This window comes from Rugamonas rivuli, assembly GCF_009380165.1.
Taxonomy (GTDB): Bacteria; Pseudomonadota; Gammaproteobacteria; order Burkholderiales; family Burkholderiaceae_D; genus Rugamonas; species Rugamonas rivuli.
The window spans coordinates 595,938-615,337 of sequence record NZ_WHUF01000001.1; the positions used below are offsets into that span (position 1 = coordinate 595,938).

General features: G+C 66.1%; 13 protein-coding genes. 10 read left to right on the top strand and 3 right to left on the bottom strand.

Annotated elements, in window-relative coordinates:
- The first annotated feature begins 88 nt into the window (after positions 1–88).
- From paoA to paoC, 3 genes are read left to right on the top strand one after another with little or no spacing between them, the layout of a single operon-like run.
- On the top strand, positions 89–730 hold the full coding sequence (gene paoA, locus GEV01_RS02635; protein ID WP_152801417.1) for an aldehyde dehydrogenase iron-sulfur subunit PaoA: 642 nt from the start codon (positions 89–91) through the stop codon (positions 728–730).
- Entirely contained in the window at positions 727–1,680 is a 954-nt protein-coding gene (locus GEV01_RS02640; protein ID WP_152801419.1) for an FAD binding domain-containing protein, read from the top strand. Before paoA ends, GEV01_RS02640 begins: the two co-directional genes overlap by 4 nt.
- 4 nt (positions 1,681–1,684) lie before the next feature.
- The gene (gene paoC / locus GEV01_RS02645) at positions 1,685–3,889 is read left to right on the top strand and encodes an aldehyde oxidoreductase molybdenum-binding subunit PaoC (RefSeq protein ID WP_152801421.1); all 2,205 of its coding nucleotides are present in this window, start codon (positions 1,685–1,687) and stop codon (positions 3,887–3,889) included.
- On the opposite strand, the gene GEV01_RS02650 is transcribed toward paoC, so the two are convergent.
- Together GEV01_RS02650 and GEV01_RS02655 are read right to left on the bottom strand one after the other, a co-directional pair.
- The gene (locus GEV01_RS02650; RefSeq protein ID WP_152801423.1) at positions 3,886–6,162 is read right to left on the bottom strand and encodes a TonB-dependent receptor; all 2,277 of its coding nucleotides are present in this window, start codon (positions 6,160–6,162) and stop codon (positions 3,886–3,888) included. The two genes, paoC and GEV01_RS02650, sit on opposite strands and share 4 nt — an antisense overlap.
- 33 nt (positions 6,163–6,195) lie before the next feature.
- Positions 6,196–6,954: a substrate-binding periplasmic protein gene (locus tag GEV01_RS02655; protein WP_235914164.1), complete on the bottom strand. Its 759-nt coding sequence runs from the start codon at positions 6,952–6,954 to the stop codon at positions 6,196–6,198.
- A 289-nt stretch (positions 6,955–7,243) separates the two neighbouring features.
- On the opposite strand from GEV01_RS02655, the gene GEV01_RS02660 reads away from it, so the two are divergent.
- The 7 genes from GEV01_RS02660 to GEV01_RS02690 are packed head-to-tail and all read left to right on the top strand — an operon-like array spanning position 7,244 to position 18,635.
- Positions 7,244–7,456, top strand: coding sequence for an MbtH family protein (locus GEV01_RS02660; protein WP_235914166.1), 213 nt, complete (start codon positions 7,244–7,246; stop codon positions 7,454–7,456).
- Positions 7,449–11,369, top strand: coding sequence for a non-ribosomal peptide synthetase (locus GEV01_RS02665; protein WP_152801430.1), 3,921 nt, complete (start codon positions 7,449–7,451; stop codon positions 11,367–11,369). The genes GEV01_RS02660 and GEV01_RS02665 overlap by 8 nt, the downstream gene beginning before the upstream one ends.
- A gap of 33 nt (positions 11,370–11,402) precedes the next feature.
- The gene (locus tag GEV01_RS02670) at positions 11,403–13,532 is read left to right on the top strand and encodes a TonB-dependent siderophore receptor (RefSeq protein WP_152801432.1); all 2,130 of its coding nucleotides are present in this window, start codon (positions 11,403–11,405) and stop codon (positions 13,530–13,532) included.
- Between the two features lie 46 nt (positions 13,533–13,578).
- Positions 13,579–14,622 (top strand): GNAT family N-acetyltransferase, encoded by a 1,044-nt coding sequence (locus GEV01_RS02675; protein ID WP_152801434.1) that lies wholly within the window; start codon positions 13,579–13,581, stop codon positions 14,620–14,622.
- Positions 14,623–14,632: 10 nt separating this feature from the next.
- Positions 14,633–15,961 (top strand): lysine N(6)-hydroxylase/L-ornithine N(5)-oxygenase family protein, encoded by a 1,329-nt coding sequence (locus GEV01_RS02680; RefSeq protein WP_152801436.1) that lies wholly within the window; start codon positions 14,633–14,635, stop codon positions 15,959–15,961.
- On the top strand, positions 15,958–17,349 hold the full coding sequence (locus tag GEV01_RS02685; protein ID WP_152801438.1) for an MATE family efflux transporter: 1,392 nt from the start codon (positions 15,958–15,960) through the stop codon (positions 17,347–17,349). The genes GEV01_RS02680 and GEV01_RS02685 overlap by 4 nt, the downstream gene beginning before the upstream one ends.
- Positions 17,346–18,635: a PepSY-associated TM helix domain-containing protein gene (locus GEV01_RS02690; protein ID WP_152801440.1), complete on the top strand. Its 1,290-nt coding sequence runs from the start codon at positions 17,346–17,348 to the stop codon at positions 18,633–18,635. The genes GEV01_RS02685 and GEV01_RS02690 overlap by 4 nt, the downstream gene beginning before the upstream one ends.
- Here GEV01_RS02690 and GEV01_RS02695 read toward each other — a convergent pair.
- Complete coding sequence (locus tag GEV01_RS02695) at positions 18,597–19,391, bottom strand: AraC family transcriptional regulator (RefSeq protein WP_152801442.1); 795 nt, start codon at positions 19,389–19,391, stop codon at positions 18,597–18,599. The two genes, GEV01_RS02690 and GEV01_RS02695, sit on opposite strands and share 39 nt — an antisense overlap.
- Positions 19,392–19,400: the final 9 nt, after the last annotated feature.

Here is a 19,400-nt window from a genome sequence, read left to right on the forward strand (position 1 = left end):
TGCAGCGGTTGTGTGAACAAACGAACACTCTTGCGCCGGAAAACGTTTACCATGGAGATCGCCGATACCAGCCAGAGGATGCGATCTCATGAACGACTTCAGCGACATCAACCACGCCAGGCGCGATCTGCTCATCGCAGGCGCCTTGTCCGCCACTGCCGCAGCGGTGCCGCCGCTGGCCGCCGCCCAGCAAGCCATGCCCCCCAATCCGGACCCGATCACCGCCCGCTACACCATCCAGATCAACGGCAAGATCGAGCACCTGAGCTTGGACACCCGCACCACGCTGCTGGACGCCCTGCGCGAGCATCTGCACCTCACCGGCACCAAGAAGGGCTGTGACCACGGCCAGTGCGGCGCCTGCACCGTCATCGTCGACGGCCGCCGCATCAATTCCTGCCTGACGCTGGCGGTGATGCATGAAGGCGCCAAAGTCACCACCATCGAGGGCCTGGGCAACAAGGACAAATTGCATCCCATGCAGGCAGCCTTCATCAAGCATGACGGCTACCAGTGCGGCTACTGTACGCCGGGGCAGATCTGCTCCGCCGTCTCCGTGCTCGACGAAATCAAGCAGGGCATTCCCAGCCACGTCAGCGCCGATCTGAACGCGAAGCCGCTGCTCAGCGCGGACGAGCTGCGCGAGCGCATGAGCGGCAATATCTGCCGCTGCGGCGCCTATTCCAACATCATCGACGCCATCACCGAAGTCGCAGGGAGGACAGCATGAGGGTCTTCAGCTATCAACGCGCGCAATCGCCTGCGGAGGCGGCCGCTGCGGCGCTGCGCGTGCCGGGCGCCAAGTTCATCGCCGGCGGCACCAATCTGCTCGACCTGATGAAGCTGGAAATCGAAACGCCAGCCCACCTCATCGACGTCAACGGCCTCGGACTGGACAAGATCGAAGCTACGGCGCAAGGCGGCCTGCGGATCGGCGCGCTGGTGCGCAACACCGACCTGGCCGCCGACCTGCGCGTGCGGCGCGACTTCGCCGTGCTGTCGCGGGCCTTGCTGGCCGGGGCCTCGGCCCAGTTGCGCAACAAGGCCACCACGGCGGGCAATCTGCTGCAGCGCACCCGCTGCCCGTACTTCTACGACACGAATCTGGCGTGCAACAAGCGTGTGGCGGGCAGCGGTTGCGCGGCCATCGGCGGCTACAGCCGCAACCACGCGGTGCTGGGCGTCAGCGATGCCTGCATCGCCACTCATCCCAGCGATATGGCGGTCGCCATGCACCTGCTGGACGCAACTGTGGAGACGGTGCGCCCGGATGGCTCATCCCGAACGATACCGATCGCCGACTTCCACAAACTGCCCGGGAATACGCCGCATATCGAGCACGCGCTGCAAGCCGGCGAGCTGATTACCGCCGTCACACTGCCCAAGCCCGCAGGCGGAACGCACATCTACCGCAAGGTGCGCGACCGCGCCTCGTATGCATTCGCGCTGATCTCGGTGGCTGCCATCGTGCAGCCGGACGGCAGCGGCAAGGTCGCGCTGGGCGGCGTCGCCCACAAGCCGTGGCGCATGCCGGCGGCCGACGCCAGCATGCCCAAAGGCGGCAAGGCCGTGGCCGAACAGCTGCTGGCCGGTGCCAAGACTACGGCCGACAATGCGTTCAAGCTCACCCTGGTCCAGCGCACGCTCAACGCGGTGCTGGCGGAAGCGAAGAAAGGCTGACACCATGAAATTCACCACGCCCGCCACCACCAATCCCATCGACCAGCTGAAGATCATCGGCAAGCCGGTCGACCGTATCGACGGCCCGCTCAAGACCACCGGCGCAGCAATCTACGCCTACGAGCAGCACGCCGCCGCGCCGAATGCGGCCTACGGCTACATCGTCGGCGCAGGCATCGCCAAGGGCCGCATCGCTTCGATTTCTCTGGACAAGGCCGCGCGCGCGCTCGGCGTGATCGCCATCGTCACGGCCGACAGCGCCGGCAAGCTGGGCAAGGGAAGAATGAACACCGCCAAGCTGCTGGCGGGGCCGGACATCCAGCACTACCACCAGGCCGTGGCGCTGGTGGTGGCCGAGACCTTCGAGCAAGCCCGCGCCGCTGCCCAGCTGGTGCAGATCAAGTACACGCCGCAGAAGGGCGCCTACGACCTGGCGGCGGCCAAGGACCAGGCGGTCCAGCCCGAAGGCAAGGGCAACAAGGACAGCATCACCGGCGATTTCGACGGCGCTTACGCCGGCGCACCGGTGCGGCTCGATTCCAGCTACAGCACGCCCGACCAGTCGCACGCGATGATGGAGCCGCACGCCACCATCGCCGCCTGGGACGCAAGCGGCAAGCTCACCGTCTGGACCGCGAACCAGATGATAGACTGGGGCAAAGGCGACCTGGCCAAAACGCTGGGCATCCCGAAAGAAAACGTGCGCCTGGTCTCGCCCTACATCGGCGGCGGCTTCGGCGGCAAGCTGTTCGTGCGGGCAGAAGCCCTGCTGGCGGCGCTGGGCGCGAGAGCGGCGAAGCGGCCAGTGAAAGTAGCGCTGCAACGGCCGCTGATGTTCAACAACACCACGCACCGGCCGGCGACCATACAGCGCGTCCGCCTCGGCGCCAGCCGCGAAGGCAAGCTTGTCGCCATCGGCCACGAGAGCTGGTCCGGCGACCTGCCGGGCGGCGGACCCGAGACCGCCGTCCAGCAAACCCGGCTGCTGTACGCGGCCCCGCACCGCATGACGAAGATGCGGCTGGCCGTGCTCGATCTGCCCGAAGGCAACGCCATGCGCGCGCCGGGCGAGGCGCCGGGCCTGATGGCGCTGGAAATCGCGATGGACGAGATGGCCGAGAAGCTGAAAATGGACCCGGTCACGTTCCGCATCATCAACGACACCAGCTCCGATCCCGAGAAGAAGGAGCGCAAGTTCTCACAGCGGCGGCTGGTTGAATGCCTGCGCACGGGGGCCGACAAATTCGGCTGGAGCCAGCGCAGCGCCCAGCCCGGCAAGCTGCGCGACGGCCGCTGGCTGATCGGCATGGGCGTGGCCGCCGCCTTCCGCAACAACCTGCTGATGAAGTCCGCCGCGCGCGTGCGGCTGGACCGCGACGGCGTCGTCACGGTGGAAACCGACATGACCGACATCGGCACCGGCAGCTACACCATCATCGCCCAGACCGCCGCCGAGATGATGGGCGTGCCGCTGGCCAGGGTGGTGGTGAAGCTGGGCGATTCCTCGTTCCCGGTGTCGGCCGGCTCGGGCGGGCAGTGGGGCGCCAACAGTTCCACGGCCGGCGTGTATGCCGCCTGCGTCAAGCTGCGCGAAGCGGCGGCGCAGAAGCTGGGCCTCGATCCCGCCGATGCCGCTTTCGCCGACGGCCGCGTCAGCGCGGGCGGGCGCTCGCTGCCGCTGGCCGAGGCCGCCGCCGATGGCGAACTGGTCGCCGAAGACCAGATGGAATACGGCGACCTGGACAAGAAGTTCCAGCAATCGACCTTCGGCGCGCACTTCGTCGAGGTTGCCGTCGACGCCGCCACCGGCGAGACGCGCATCCGGCGCATGCTGGCGGTGTGCGCGGCAGGCCGCATCCTCAATCCCAAGTCGGCGCGCAGCCAGGTGATAGGCGCCATGACCATGGGCGCGGGCGCGGCGTTGATGGAGGACCTGGTGGTGGACCAGCGCGGCGGCTTCTTCGTCAACCACGACCTGGCCGGCTACGAGGTGCCGGTGCATGCCGACATCCCGCACCAGGACGTGATCTTCCTCGACGAGACCGATCCGATCTCCTCGCCGATGAAGGCCAAGGGCGTGGGCGAGCTGGGCATCTGCGGCGTCGGCGCTGCGATCGCCAATGCGGTCTACAACGCGACCGGCGTGCGCGTGCGCGACTACCCGATCACGCTGGACAAGCTGATCGAAAAACTGCCGGAGTCCGTCTAGAACGTCTTGCCCAGCCTTAGGCCGATCGTGCGCGGCCGGCTGATTGCGATGCGGCGCGTGCTGGGCAGGTCGGCGGAGATCGCAACGGGCAGGCCGGTCTGGCCAATCTTGTCGAGCAGGTTATCGACAAAGAAGGTGGCGTTCCAGCTCGGGCTTTTGCCGACCGGCTGCCAGCCCAGCTTGAAGTTCAGCTGCGAGAAACCGGCGCGGCGATAGAAGGCGCTGCTGCGGTCGTACAGGGAATTGGCGCCGCCGGTGTAGGTGGCGTCCAGCCGGCCGAACGCTGCGTGGTGTTCGCCCACGTTCCAGCTGTATTCGGCCGCAGCGCTGCCGCTCCAGCGCGGCACGTCCAACAACGCATCGCCTTGCTTGGCGCCGGTGCCCGGCACGTCGTTGTTGAGCGTGGCGTTGACGTAGCCCGCCGTGGCGCGCAGCGTCAGGCGCGGCGTGGCCTGGAAGGCCGCCTCCAGTTCGCCGCCCTTGCTGCGCGCCGAACCGAAATTGGCCGTGATGTTGAAGCCGCATTGCAGCACGATCTGCTGCTGCACCTTGCTCCAGTCTATCGTGTAGACCGAGCCGTTGACGGTGAGCCGACGGTTCAGCCACTGCGTCTTGGCGCCGACTTCGTAGTTCCACAAACTGTCGGGCGAGAAGGTGAGCAGGGCGCTGGCGCTCAGGCCCAGCTTGGCGACCTCGCTGGCACACAGCGCGGCGGGCGCCGGGTTGTTGGGGCCGCCGGGACGATAGCCCTTGGAGGCGGTCGCATACAGCATCGCATCCGGCGTCGCCTGCCAGGAGAGGTTCAGTTTGGGATTGTAGCCATGATCGCGTGAACTGCCGGTAATGGCGGACGGTCCGCCGTTGAACAAGCCGTCGCCTTGCTGCGCGAAACCCTGGCTGACGCGGAAGGCGCGCACGCCGAGCCGCGCGATCCATGCCGGCGCCAGTTGATAGCTGCCCTCGGCGAACAGCGCGGTCTCCCGCACCGTGGCCTGGCGCCCACCTTTGAAGAAGCTGCCGTAATCGGTGCCGAACTTGCTGTTGTAACCGTCCGGCACGGGGATCACCGAGGCCAGCGGCGCATCGACGTGGTGGTAGTAGGCGCCGGCGATCATTTGCAGCGGCCCGCTGAAATCGGACACCATGCGAACTTCCTGCGTGAACTCGCGGTTGATGTAATCGCCATGCATGCCGCCGGGGTAGACCGAGCTTTGCGGCGTCGGCGAGAAGAAGTAGTAGAGCACCTTGGACGCATCCTCGTCGACCGACACGCGCCGGTTGTAGTAGGAGGTGGACGACACCAGCTCGTAGCGCGCGAAGTTTTTGCGTATCGTCAGGTTGGACAGCGTGGAGTTCTGCACGCTGGGCTCGGGCACCAGCCGCGTCTGGATCAAATCATCCAGGCTGCCCGGTGGCGCATCGATCTGGAACGGCGCACCGAGCAGCATGTGCTGGTAGTACAGCGATGCATTCGCCACCAGGCCCGCGCCCAGGTTCAGGCGCAGCGCGAGCCGTGCACCCTTGGTCCGCTCGGTGTTGACGTTGGCCTGGCGCGCGCCGCCGGGTGCAATGGCCAGGATGTCGTTGAGCGCAACCGGGTAGCGGTCGATATACCCATCCTGGTTGCGGTAGTAGACGCCGATGCGTACCGCCGCCGCGCCATCGCCCAGCGGCACGTTGACGCTGGCATTGCCTTCCTCGTTCCAGCCGCCGCCCTGGGTGTGGGACAGCACTGCGCTGGCCTTGCCGCCCAGGCGATTCAGGTCCGGCTGGGAGCTCACATACTTGACGGTGCCGCCCATGGAGCTGGAACCATACAGCGTACCTTGCGGGCCGCGCAGCACCTCGACGCGGGCGATGTCGAAAATGGCCGGATCGATCAAGCCGCGCAGCGACAGCAACGCCGCGTTGCTCGATGCTGCGATGGGCGTATCGTCCAGATAGTAGCCGACCGTGCCGGCAGTCCCCGCCACCGACGAAATGCCGCGAATGATGAGGATGTTCTGGCCCGGCCCGGACGACACCACCGTCAACCCGGGCGTCTGCCGCGCGATGTCCGACACGTGCTCGACGCCCATGTGTTCGAGCTCCCGCTGGTCCAGCGCGGTCACGCTGAGCGGCACGCTTTGCAACGCCTCCGAGCGTTTCTGCGCCGTCACCAGCACCTGTTCGATGGGTCCGTTCTGGACCTGCGCCTGCACCGGGACCGCGCCCAGCGCGCCGCAAGCCAGCGCCACTGTTGACGGTATGGTTCGTATCGAAGGTGGACGCATCGTGCTTCTCCTTGGATCGGACGAAAAAAACAGCTAGGGTGAAGTGCGCTTCTGCGGCGTCGCCGCCAACAGGGCCTTGCGCGTTTCGGTCTGCAGGCGCAGCAGCTGGCCGCTCTCCTGCAGCTGCCGGTAGCCTTGCTCGAAACGATCCAGCAGCTCGCGCGCGTTCGGCAAGTCGCGCCGCAAGACCACGTAGGTGGGCACCGCCGAAATCGGCTTGGATTGGTAGCTGAGGCGCGCTTGCTCGGCCTCCGTCAGCGAGGTCTGCATCAGCATCTTGCCGGCTTCCTCCTCCATCGGGAACAGGTCGATGCGGCCCAGCAGCAGCTTGCGCATATTGTTCAAATCGCCGGCAGCCTCCTGCACCTTCAGCTTGTGTTGCGCGTGCAATGCCGAGAACTCTTCCGAGTAGTGGTCGCCAAGGGTGGTGCCGATCTGGTACTTGCCCAGGTCGGCCAGCGAATTCCAGTTCATCTGCATGTCGCGGCGCTGGAAGAACACCATGCGGAAGGTGTAGATCGAGGTGTCCGAATACAACAGCTTGCGGTCGCGCTCCGGCGTGTGCGCCCAGCCGAAGCCGCCGTCGTACAAACCCATCATCACACCGGTGATGGCGCGGTTGCTGGACACGCGCTCGAACTTGACGGTGACGTTGCTGGCCTTGAACGCTTCCACCACCACGCGCGTCAGCAGGCCGCCGTAGGGCAGGTCCAGGCCGATGAAAGGCGGGTAGTCGTGGATGGTGAGCGTGACGGAGAGCGGGGCGTCGGCGCGGGCGGCCGGCGTCGCCATAGGCAAGCCCGCGATCAGCAGCGTAAGCAGATACGCGCGGCGCCGCGGAAGGACCGGAGAACCGTAGCCAATTGCACGACACGGGAGGCGCATATGCATAAGTTGATACGGAAAATGATCTTTCCTTCATCTTACGACCAACCGGCAGCCGCGAGCATATTTTTTGTGCAGCATGCCCCTTCTCATAGCAGTGTTACTACGAATCGCTCTTGCAAATCGAAATGATAGTCATTATCATTCAGCTCGATTGGTTTATTGTTAATTTTGACTGCTTGATATGGGAGCGGACATGCAGCACGAGCGTCTTTACGAAGTGGTCATCAACACGGAGCGGCAGTATTCGGTATGGCCGGCGCAACAACCGGTGCCTGCCGGGTGGCGGGCGACCGGCTTCCGCGCCGCGCGCGAACAATGCCTGGCGCATATCGATACCGTCTGGCTGGATCTGCGCGAGCACAGCCTGCAATTGGCGCTGGCCGGCGGGGAGTCGCGCCATGGGTAACAAGCTGCCGCAAGACGCCACCATCGAACTGGTATCGCCGGCCCAGCGCAGCCTGTGGTTCCTGACCCAGTTGACCCAGACTTCGCAGCGCCTGCACATCCGCATCGAACTGCGCTGGCCCAAGCCCATCGACCGCGCGCTGCTGGCCTACGGCCTGACCGCCTTGCAGGCTCGCCATCCGATCCTGCAAACCACCTTCCATCGGCTGGCCTGGGGCGATATCGAACAGCGCCTGGGCAGCGCCGCGCCATTGCTGCTGGAGCGCAGCGGCGACTACGCCAGCTGGGCGGAACGCCAGGACTTCGACCTGGAACGCCAGCCCGGCATCAAGGCCTGGCTGGAAGGTTCGACCTTGATACTGGCCGTGCACCGCATGCTGGCCGACGCCGGTTCGGCCGGAATCCTGGCCGATGAACTCCTGCGCGGCATCGCCGGCGAACCGTTGCCGGCGGTCGGACCGCAGGCATTTCACCAGCACGCCGCGCGCCAGTTGGAGCAGCTGGGCGCCGGCACGCTGACGCCGGACTACGATTACTGGATGGCCAAGCTGGCCGGCGGCTCGCCGTCGCTGGCACTGGCGCTGGACCGGCCACGCACGGCAGTCCGTACCTATGCCGACGCCCAGATCGGGATGGAACTCGACGGCGCGCAGTCGGCGGCGCTGCGGGCCTTCTGCGCCGGGCGTGACGTTCCGGCCGAACAGGTGGTACGCGCCGCTTTCGCGGTGCTGCTGTATCGCCACACGATGCAAACCAGCCTGCGCATGGCGACCTTCGATAGCGGACGGCCGGCGGCGCTGGATGGCGTTATCGGTCCGTTCGAAAATGTCCTTGTCTCCAGCCTGACGCTGGACAGCAGCATGAACTTCTCCGACCTGCTGGAGGCGGTACGTGCCGAAGACGCGCGCAATCGCGCTCATGCCGCGCTGCCGTTCGACAAACTCCTTGAACGCCTCAATGCCGACGGCTTCCAGAAGCACGAGCTGCCGTTCCAGGTCGGCTATGCCTGGCGCAGCCAGGATGCGGCGCGGCGCCCATCGCCGGATATCGCCACGCGGATCGATGAAGACCAGGCCCTGCGCGTGGACCTGCTGCTGCGCGCCGGTGAGCGCGTCGGCGGAAGCCACGCGTCGACGCCGTCGTACGTCCTGACGCTGTCGTACGCGGCGGCGCTGTTCGATGCCTCCACCGCCGCCGCGCTGATGGATCGGCTGCGCTCCCTGCTGGCGCAAGCCCTGGCCGCGCCGCAGTCCCGGCTCGACGGCCTGCAACTGGTCGACGCCCAGGCGCTGGCGCGGTTGAGCGCTCCCTGGCCCGCAGCCAGCTACTCGCCGGTGCCGGTGCATCAGCTGATGGCGCAGCAACTGGCGCTGCACGGCGAGGGCGATGCGCTGGTCTGTGGCGGCGATACGATGAGCCACGCGCTGATGCATGCTGCCGCCAACCGCCTGGCGCACTATCTGGTGTCGATCGGCGTCGGTGCGGAAACGCGGGTTGGCGTGGCGCTGGAGCGGGGCGTCGGCATGATCGTCACCTTGCTGGCGGTGTTCAAGGCAGGAGGCGCGCTGGTGCCCATCGACCCGGCCTATCCGCAGGAACGCATCGAATACATCCTCAACGACGCAGCCGTCTTCTGCCTGCTGACGCAAACCTCGCTGCGGGACCAGCTGCCGCCGCTGACCGCCGGCGCCACCATCGCCGTCGATGCGCTGGACCTGACGGCATTCCCGGCGACCGCACCCGAGGTGGACGTTTCGCCGCAGCAGATGGCCTACATCATCTACACCTCCGGCTCCACTGGCAGGCCGAAAGGCGTGACGGTCGCGCATGGCCCGCTGTCGCTGCATTGCCAGGCCACGGCGGAACTGTACGAAATGAGCGCCGCATCGCGCGAGCTGCACTTCCTGTCGATCAGCTTCGACGGCGCCCATGAACGCTGGATCGTACCGCTGATCGTGGGCGGGTGCGTGGTGCTGCGCGGCGGCGCGCTGTGGAGCGCGGCCGAAACGCATGCGGCCATGCGCGAGCACCGCGTCAACAATGCCGGCTTCCCGACCAGCTATGTACAGCAACTGGCCGAATGGGCCGAAGGCCGCAGCGACGCCGCCTCCTTGCGATTGCTGTCCTTCGGCGGCGAGGGCATGCCGCGCGCCACCTTCGAACAGCTCAAGCGCGCACTGTCGCCGGAATGCCTGATCAACGGCTACGGCCCGACCGAAACCGTGATCTCGCCGCTGGCATGGAAGACCACGGCCAGCGCCAGTTTCGACGGCGCCTTCGCGCCCATCGGCCGTGCCGTCGGTCCACGGCGGGCGTATGTGCTCGACGCCGACCTCAATCCCGTACCGCCCGGCGTGGCGGGCGAGCTGCACATCGGCGGCGCGTGCCTGGCGCGCGGCTACCACGGCCAGCCTGCCGCCACGGCGGACCGTTTCATCCCCGATCCGTTCACGGCCGACGGCGGCCGCATGTACCGCACCGGCGATCAGGTGCGCTGGCGTGCCGACGGCATCATCGAATACCTGGGCCGTCTCGATCATCAGGTCAAGGTGCGCGGCTTCCGTATCGAACTGGGCGAGATAGAAGCGGCCCTCGGCAAGCTGGATAGCGTGCGTGAAGCGGTCGTCGTGCTGCATCAGACGCCGCAAGGCGCAAGGCTGGTTGGCTATGCGGTGGCCGACCAGAGCGCAGCGATAGACGGCGCAACACTGCGACACCGCCTGGCCGCGCAACTGCCGGATTACATGGTGCCCGCCGCCATCGTCATGCTCGACAGCCTGCCGCTCACGCCCAACGGCAAGATCGACCGCAAGGCGCTGCCGCTGCCGACGCAGGAACGGCGCGAAGTGGTGGAGCCGTCGACGGACCTGGAACGCCAACTGGTGGCGATCTGGCAGGAAGTGCTGCAACTGCAGCAGGTTGGCACCGCCGATAACTTCTTCGAACTGGGTGGCGACTCGCTCAGCGCGCTGCGCGTGCTGACCATGCTGGACAAGCGGCTGCCCGACCACGGCCTGGGCATCGTCGATCTGTTCAACTATCCGGACATCGCCAGCCTGGCGCGCGCGCTCACCGACCGGAACCTGGCCGGCAGCGAGGTCGTATGCCTGCGCCGTGGCGGCAGCAAGCCTACGCTGTACTGCTTCCCCGGCCTGCTGGTCAGCACCCTGGAGTACACGGGGCTGGTGAACTACCTCGGCCCCGACCAGCCGGCCACCGGCTTTATCTGCCACTCGCTGTCCGGCGGCGACGGCGAACCGCTGGCCGTATCGGCACTCGCGGCGCGCTACGCCGACCATATCCGCAGCCACAGCGCCGGCCTGCCGGTGATGCTGCTCGGCTGGTCGTGGGGCGGCATCCTGGCGTACGAAGCGGCACGGCTGCTGGGCGACAGCGTCGACGTACGCTTCGTCGGCATGCTCGACGTCTGCGCGCTCGATGCGGAGTTTGCGGTCGGCGGCGAAAAGCCTCTGGAGCCGTCGCTGCGCCAGCGCCTGCAAAGCGATATCGATGCATGGCTGGCCGTCAGCACAATGCGCGACCGCTGGCAGCTGCTGCTGGGCCGCATGGACGCCACCGTCTACACCCAGTTCCTGCACTACGTGAACAACAGCCCGGAATCGCTGCCGCTGGACGGCCCGGACATCGGCAGCCGCGAACATATCTTCTGGACGCTGATGGAGAACGCGCTGGTGTTCCGCGACTACACGCTGGAGCCGCTCGACTGCCGCATCCACGCCTGGATTGCGGAAGACTCGCTGCTGCGCGGGATGAACGTGATCGACTGGCGCAAGCAGTCCGGCAAGGTCGAACGGGTACATCCGATCCCCGGCAGCACGCACCTGAGCATCATCGCCGATCCGCAGTTCCACCAGAGCTTTGCGCAAAGCGTCGCGCAATCGCTGGCCCAATAACCATCCACCCCCTGAAAAAGAAGGCTTTACCCGATGCGACATCAGTTGAACAAGCAAGACCTGACACCTTTAGCCCGCGCCGTAGCCAGCGCCATCCTGCTGATGGGCGGCTATCACATGAACGCCGGCGCAAGCGAGGTGGAAGCCGCAACCCCAGCCGAGGCCACGATGGCCACGGTCGTCGTGCAAGGCCAGGCCGATGGTGTCGCAAAGCGCAGCAGCGTAGGCAGCAAGGGCGATACATCCATCATCGAAGTGCCGCAATCGATTTCGGTACTGAACCGCGAGCGGCTGGATGCGCAAAAGGCGCCAGGCATCCCGCAAGCGCTGCGCTACACGGCCGGCATGCAGACCGAGAGCTTCGGCGTCGATCCGCGCTTCGACCAGTACATGATACGCGGCTTCGAAACCGGCTCCAACGGCGTATTCCGCGACGGCCTGAATCTGCCGACGCGCGGCTTCACCGGCTTCACGATGGAGCCGTATGGCCTGGAAAGCCTGGAAGTGCTGCGCGGCCCAAGCTCCGTCATGTACGGCCAGGCCGAGGTGGGCGGCATGGTCAACGCCGTCAGCAAGCGCCCGACCGCAGGCCGGCTGGGTGAAGTCGAAGTCACTTACGGCAGCTACGACCGCAAGCAGGTAGCCGCCGATATCGGTGGGCCACTGGACGAACAGGGCGTGTGGCTGTACCGCCTGACCATGCTGGCCCGCGAAGCCAAGAGCGCCATCGACTACACCAAGGACAACCGCCAGTACTTCGCGCCGTCGCTGACGTGGCATCCGGATGCCGACACCACGCTGACGCTGCTGGCCTATCTGCAAAACGACAACGTGCCGCCCAACTTCTACCTGCCTTCGGTGGGCACGCAGAAGCCAGGTCCGTATGGCCAGATTCCCGCCAGCCGTTTCGTCGGCGAGCCGGGGCTGGACCACTTCAAGACTGAACAGCGCAGCGTGGGCTATGTGTTCGAAAAACGCTTCTCGCCAGCGTGGAAGGTTCGCCAGAACCTGCGCTACGCGACCGAGAAGGTCGACTACCACAGCCTGTACATGACCGCGCTGCACGACGACCTGCGGACCATCGACCGCGCCAATTTCTCGGCCCAGCAGAAGGCGCGCGTGTTCGCGGCCGACCAGAACGTCGAGTGGACCAGCCGCTTCGGCAACATCGATAACACCTTCGTTGCGGGTATCGACTACAGCCGCGCCGTGCAGGAAGGCCAGAACTACCTCGGTGAAGCACCAGCGCTGGACGTGATCGCGCCGGTCTACGGCCAGCCTGTGGGCGTGCCGGACAAGTACGAAGACAAGCGCAGCACCCTGACGCAAACCGGCATCTACGCGCAAAACCAGATGAAGTTCGACGGCCAGTATCTGCTGACGGCGGGCCTGCGCCGCGACCGCAGCAACATCGACAACGACGACTACTTCAACGCCGCGAAGAACAGCCAGAAGGACAACGCCACCACCGGCCGCCTGGGCGTGACCTGGCTCGGACCGAACGGCGTATCGCCTTACCTGAGCTATGCAACCTCCTTCCGCCCGGTGATGGGGCAGACCTTCGATGGCCGCAACTTCGTGCCTGAAAAAGGCAAACAGGTGGAACTGGGTGTCAAATGGGCGCCGCTGGATCGTCCGGCCCTGCTGACCGCCGCCGTGTTCGATCTTCGCAAGAGCAACGTGCTGACCGCCGACCCGGACCACCTGGGCGTCGGCGCCCAGATCCAGCGCGGAGAAGTGCGCGTGCGCGGCCTGGAGCTGGAAGCGGAAGCAAAGCTGGACAAGAACTGGAAAGTCAACGGCTCCTTCACCGGACTGGATGCAAAGATCATCCGCAATAACGACGGCAACGAAGGCAAGCGCCCATCGCTGGTGCCACGCGTGAACCTGGCCGGATGGGCGGAGCGCAGCTTCGATGGCGGCTGGCGTGCCGGCTTGGGCGTGCGCCGCATCGGCGTCAGCTTCGGCGACGACGCCAACACCTTCGAGAACCCCGGCGTAACGCTGGCCGATGCAGCACTCGGCTATCGCTTTGGCCACTGGGACTTCGCACTCAACATCAACAACCTGACCAACAAGGTCTACCTGGGTAACTGCACCGACGGCACCTGTAACTTCGCCGCTCAACGCCAGGCCCAAATCACAGCCCGCTACGTGTGGTAACACGGTGCCAGCCATTCCTCCATACGATTTATACGAAGGATAAAGCATGAACGACACTGTCAACCCCGCGCACTTCAGCAGCGCGATCCTGTCCGGACAAGCGCTGGACGTGGCCCATGCCGGCGACACGCTGGCCGTCACCCGCAACGGCCAGCCGGTGCTGCAACTGAACGTCGATATCGGCAACGAGTGCTGGCTGGCCCGTAAATCGGGAGCGCCGCAACCACCGGCGCTGCTGCAGCAAGCCTTGCTGGCGGCGCTGGAATCGCTGAGCGCCAGCCGCGCGGAACTGACCGCGCTGCGCCTGCACGCAGGCGAATGGCCGGAGATCAAGGCCGAACTGCTGCGCAGCGGCGTGGCCCGTGAAAGCGGCCCGTCGATGACGGTGGCCCCGGCGATGCTTTGGCAGTTGCCGCAGCTTTGGCTGCCGCAGGCGCCGGCCATCTACCCGCAAAACCATGTACGCACCGGTGAGCGCTGGCACCCGCAGCGCCCGGCCAAGCCGCATGGCTATGTGTACGAGCGCTTCATTCCATGGCTCGGCCAGACCATCGCCTTCCGCGCCGCCGACGTCGAGCAGGACCTGCACACCATGCACAAATGGATGAACGATCCGCGCGTGGCCCAGTTCTTCCAGGAAGAGGGCGACCTGGATTACCAGCGCGCCTACCTGAGCGGCCGCCTGGCCGATCCGCACATGCTGCCGCTGATCGCGGAGTTCGACCGCGTGCCCTTCGGCTACATGGAAGTGTATTGGGCGCAGGAAAACCGCCTCGGTCCTTACTACGCGGCCGACGACTACGACCGCGGCTGGCACGTGCTGGTGGGCGAGCAGGCCTACTCGGGCGGCCAGTACATCAGCGCCTGGCTGCCGTCGCTGATGCACTACATGTTCCTGGACGAGCCGCGCACCCAGCGCATCGTCGGCGAGCCTGCGGCCAGCCACCATCGCCAGGTGCGCAACCTGGAGCGCTCGGGCTTTGCCGCCGTCAAGGACTTCGATTTCCCGCACAAGCGCGCCACGCTGGTGATGCTGCTGCGCGAGAAGTTCTTCAGCAACCGCCTGTGGCATCCGAGCCCGAAAGCCTGAGGAGCAGACCATGTACACTGAACCTAGCACCTACGACATCGTCGGCGTCGGCTTCGGCCCGTCCAACCTGGCGCTGGCGATTGCGCTCGACGAGATTCTGCTGGAGCGCGGCCGCGAGCTGTCGCATTGCTTCATCGAGCGCCAGCCGCGCTTCACCTGGCACGGCGACATGCTGCTGCCGGGGACCGATATGCAGATCTCCTTCCTGAAGGATCTGGTGTCGCTGCGCGATCCGACCAGCCCTTACTCGTTCGTGAACTATCTGCGCCAGCACAATCGGCTGGAGGCCTTCATCAGCCAGAAGACCTTCTTCCCGAGCCGGATCGAGTTCAACGACTATCTGCGCTGGACCGCAGGCCACTTCGACACCCATTGCCGCTACGGCGAAAGCGTCACCCGCGTGGTCCCGGAATACAAGGGCCGGGACGTGGTTGCGCTGCAGGTGCATTCCGCCGACGCGGCGGGCCGCGAGCGCACGCGCCGCACGCGCAGCCTGGTGTTCGCGCCCGGCGGCCGGCCGTTCGTGCCCGCCTGCCTGGCGGAGAAGAACGATGACCGCATCATCCATTCGTCGCGCTACCTGAGCGAGATCGAACGCCGTCCGCTCGACGCGGCAGGCGAGCATCGGCTGGCGGTGGTCGGCGGCGGCCAGAGCGCGGCGGAGATCTTCCTCGACCTGGTGTCGCGTTATCCGAACGCCAAGGTGGACCTGATCCTGCGCGGCTCCACGCTGAAGCCATCGGAGGATGGCCCGTCGATCAACCACATCTTCGATCCGGACTACACCGATTTCTTCTTCGGTCAATCGCAGCAGGTGCGCCAGTCGCTGCTGGCGGAATTCCGCCACACGAACTACGCCGTCGTCGATGGCGACCTGATTGAACGCATCAGCGCCATGCTGTACGCGCAGCGCGTGGATGGCAGCGAACGGGTGAGGGTGCTCAGTTCCTGCGCTATCGAGCAGGTGGACTGCGATACGCAAAGCCTGACGCTGTCGCTGGCCCAGGCAGGCGCAGGCCTGCGCCAGGAACGCTACGACCGCGTGATCGCCGCCACCGGCTATCTGCGCGACACCAGCCGCTCGCTGCTGGCCGAACTGGAACACGAGCTGGAAGGCTTCACCATCGGCCGCCACTACCAGCTGGCCACGCCCGCGCACGTGCAGGCGCCGATCTTCGTGCAGGGTTCTTCCGAGACCACACACGGCCTGGCCGATACGCTGCTGTCCGTGCTGGCGATACGCTCGCACGAAATCGCGCTGTCGCTGGTGGACAAACTGGCGGCCAAACCGCCGCGTCCCGCTCGCGCTGACAACGCTGTAATGGAGGAAGTCGAATGAGTTTCGTTAGTGCCGCCTTGCCGGATATGGAGTCGCCGCACCTGAAGCGCCTGTTGTTCACATTGGCGCTGCCGGCGGTGATCGGCTTGTCGGCCAATGCCATGCACCAGCTGGCGAATGCGTTTTTCGTCAGCCAGCTGGGTGTACATGCCATTGCCGCGATCAGCATCTGCTTTCCGCTGCTGATCGTGTTCGGCGCGATAGGCGAGGGGGCCGGCGTCGGTGTGGCCAGCTGCGTCGCCCGCATGCTGGGCGCCGGCGACGAGCAGCAGGCCAACCGCACCGCCAGCACCGTCATGGTGCTGCTGGCGGCCGCCGGCTGCGTCATGGCGGCCGTGCTGATCCCCTTGCTGCCTGCGCTGCTGGCCGCGATGGGCACCACGGCCGACGCCATGCCCGCGTCGACCGTCTACGCCACCATCTTCTGCTACAGCGCACCGTTGATACTGCTGCAGATGCTGTGCGACTTCATCGCCATCTCGGAGGGCAACACGCGCTTCAGCATGTGGACGTTGATCGGCTCCTTCGCGCTGAACGTGATCCTCGATCCCATCCTGATTTTCCACTACGAGATGGGTGTGGCAGGCGCGGCCTGGGCGACGCTGATCTCCGCATTGGCCGCCTTGCTGGCTTATGCCGTCTACTTCTACAAACGCGTCGGCAAAATCCATGTCGCACTGCGCCATGTGAAAATCGACTGGCAGGGCTTGTGGCAGGTGGTATCGGTCGGCGTTCCGGCGGCCATGTCCACCGGCTTGGCGGCCGTAGCCTTCGCGCTGATCTACCGTAACGCCGCCACTTATGGCGATACCGCTGTGGCAGCGGTGGCGATAGGCCTGCGCATCCTCACCGGCGGCAGCCTGCCGCTGGTGGGCTTCTGCCTGGGAGCGCAAGCCTTGCTCGGCTTTAGCTGGGGAGGCGGCCAGCGTGCGCGCTTCCTGCAAGCGACGCGTCTGATGCTCACCATCTGCAGCGGTTTTGCCATCGTCTATTCCGCGCTGGTGATCGTGTTCGCACCGGTGATCGTCACCTGGTTCACCACCGATCCGGCCGTGCAGCAGTTGGCGGTGACGACTTGCCGCGTGTTCCATCTGGCTTTCTGCCTGTTCGGCTTCCACATGGTGGCGGTGGTGGCGTTGCAGGCGGCGGAGCGCAGCCGCAAGGCGGCCTGGCTGGTACTGGCGCCGCACGGCTACATGCTGATACCGCTGCTGTTCCTGCTGCCGCCGGTGTGGGGATTGAATGGCCTGATCGCCAGCATGGCGATAGCCGCCGCGCTGAGCGCAGCGTTGGGCGCGACCCTGCTGCTGGGCGAGATGGGCGCGCTGCGCCGTATCGCCCGGCAGGAAAGCGCGCCGACGGCTGAATCTTTGCGGGCGGTGCAATGATGCGGCGCCTGGCTACTTTGCTGCATCGCTGGGCCGGTTTGCTGATCGCCGGCTTCCTTTTCATCAGCGGTGTCACCGGCGCGGTGATCTCCTGGGATCACGAGCTCGATGAGCTGCTTAACCCGCACCTGACCAACGCTCCCGGCACCGGCCCGGCGCTGCCCGCGCTGCAACTGGCGCAGGCCGTGGAAGCGCGCCATCCGCAGATGCAGGTGCTGTCGATACCGATGGCGGCAGAACCGGGGCATTCGCTCGATTTCTACGTGGAGCCCCGCGTGAACCCGGCCACCGGCGAGCTGTATCCGGCGCCGTACAACCAGGTGTTCGTCGACCCTGTCACCGGAGCGGAGCTGGGCACGCGCAAGTGGGGCGCGGCCTGGCCGATCACGCGCGAGACCTTCGTATCCTTCCTCTACCAGCTGCACTACACGCTGCATATTCCGCAGATGTGGGGCATCGAGCAATGGGGCCTGTGGCTGATGGGCGGCATCGCGATGATCTGGACGGTGGACAGCTTCGTCGGCTTCTATCTGACGCTGCCGGTTCGCCGTCGGACGCCGGCGCTGACTGCGGTTACGGCGGCCGGGCCCAAGCCCAAGAGCTGGTGGCAGCGCTGGCGGCCCGCATGGTTGATACGCTTCGGCGCAGGCAGCACCAAGTTCAATTTCGATCTGCATCGCGCGCTCAGTTTGTGGACATGGATTCTGCTGTTCATCATCGCCTTCACCGCGTTCTCGCTGAACCTCTACCGGGAGGTGTTCTTCCCGGTGATGTCGCTGGTGTCGAACGTCACGCCTTCGCCGTTCGATGTGCGGAGCCCGAACGCGCCGAACCGGCCTTTCGCCGCCGGGCTGACATTCCAGCAGGTGCTGGCGCAGGCCTCCCCGGAAGCGGCGCGGCGCGGTTGGCGCGAGCCGGCGGGGAATATGTCGTATTCACGGGAGTATGGCATCTACACGGTGGCGTTCTTCCAGCCGCAGGACGAGCAGGGCGCCGGCGGCGTAGGCCACCGGCAGCTGTACTACGATGGCCGCAGCGGCGCGCTGCTCGGCGACCGCCAGCCGTGGAAGGGGACGGCGGCCGACATCTTCGTGCAGGCCCAGTTCCCGCTGCATTCGGGCCGCATCCTCGGCATACCGGGGCGGGTGCTGATTTCGCTGATGGGCGTGATCGTCGCGACGCTGTCCGTGACGGGTGTGCTGGTGTGGTGGCGCAAGCGCAGCGCGCGGATCGTCGCCGCTGCCCGGTCAGGGATGAGCGGCGGCGCGAAAATAGCGTCCCGGTGAGTCGCCGAAGTGGCGCCTGAACATGACGATGAAGTTGCTGGTCGTGGCGTAGCCCAGCGCATCGGACACCGCGTTCACCGATACGCCCTGGGCTAGCCGCTCCAGCGCGATGGACAGCAGGAGCTGCTGCCGCCATTGGCCGAAGCTGCATCCGGTCTCGCTGCGGAACAGGCGGCTCATGCTGCGCGCGGACAGGCCCGCCCACGCCGCCCATTCCGCCAGGTTGCGCTCATCCGCAGGCGCGGCGGCGAGGGCGGTCGTGATGCGCAGCAGCCGGCGGTCTTTCGGCATCGGCAGGTGCAGGGCGGCTTGCGGCTGCTGCTGCAATTCATCCAGCAGCACGGCCATGATGCGCTCCTGCGGTGGTGTCAGCGCCTTTTGTCCGGCCCAGTCGACCGCCTGCCGCACCAGTGCGCGCATGATTTCGGTAACGCCGATGACGGTGGGATGCGGCGGTAGCTGCACGCTGGCAGCGGGTGTCAGCAGCAGGCTCCAGCCGCTCATCGCGCCGGTGATGCTGACCTGGTGCGGCTCGCCCGGCGGTATCCAGCCGGCGCGATGCGGCGGCAGCAGCCACGATCCGCTGGCGGTGCGCACGCGCACCAAACCGCTCTCCACGCAAAACACCTGGCCGCGATGGTGGTGGTGCCAATCGTACTCCCGCGTACCGAGCTGGAATTCCTTATCCTCGCTGGTGTCGCCCCACAGCGCAATCAGGGCAGGTCCGTCGCGCCGTTCGCTCAAATTCCTTGGCATGGCTCAAAT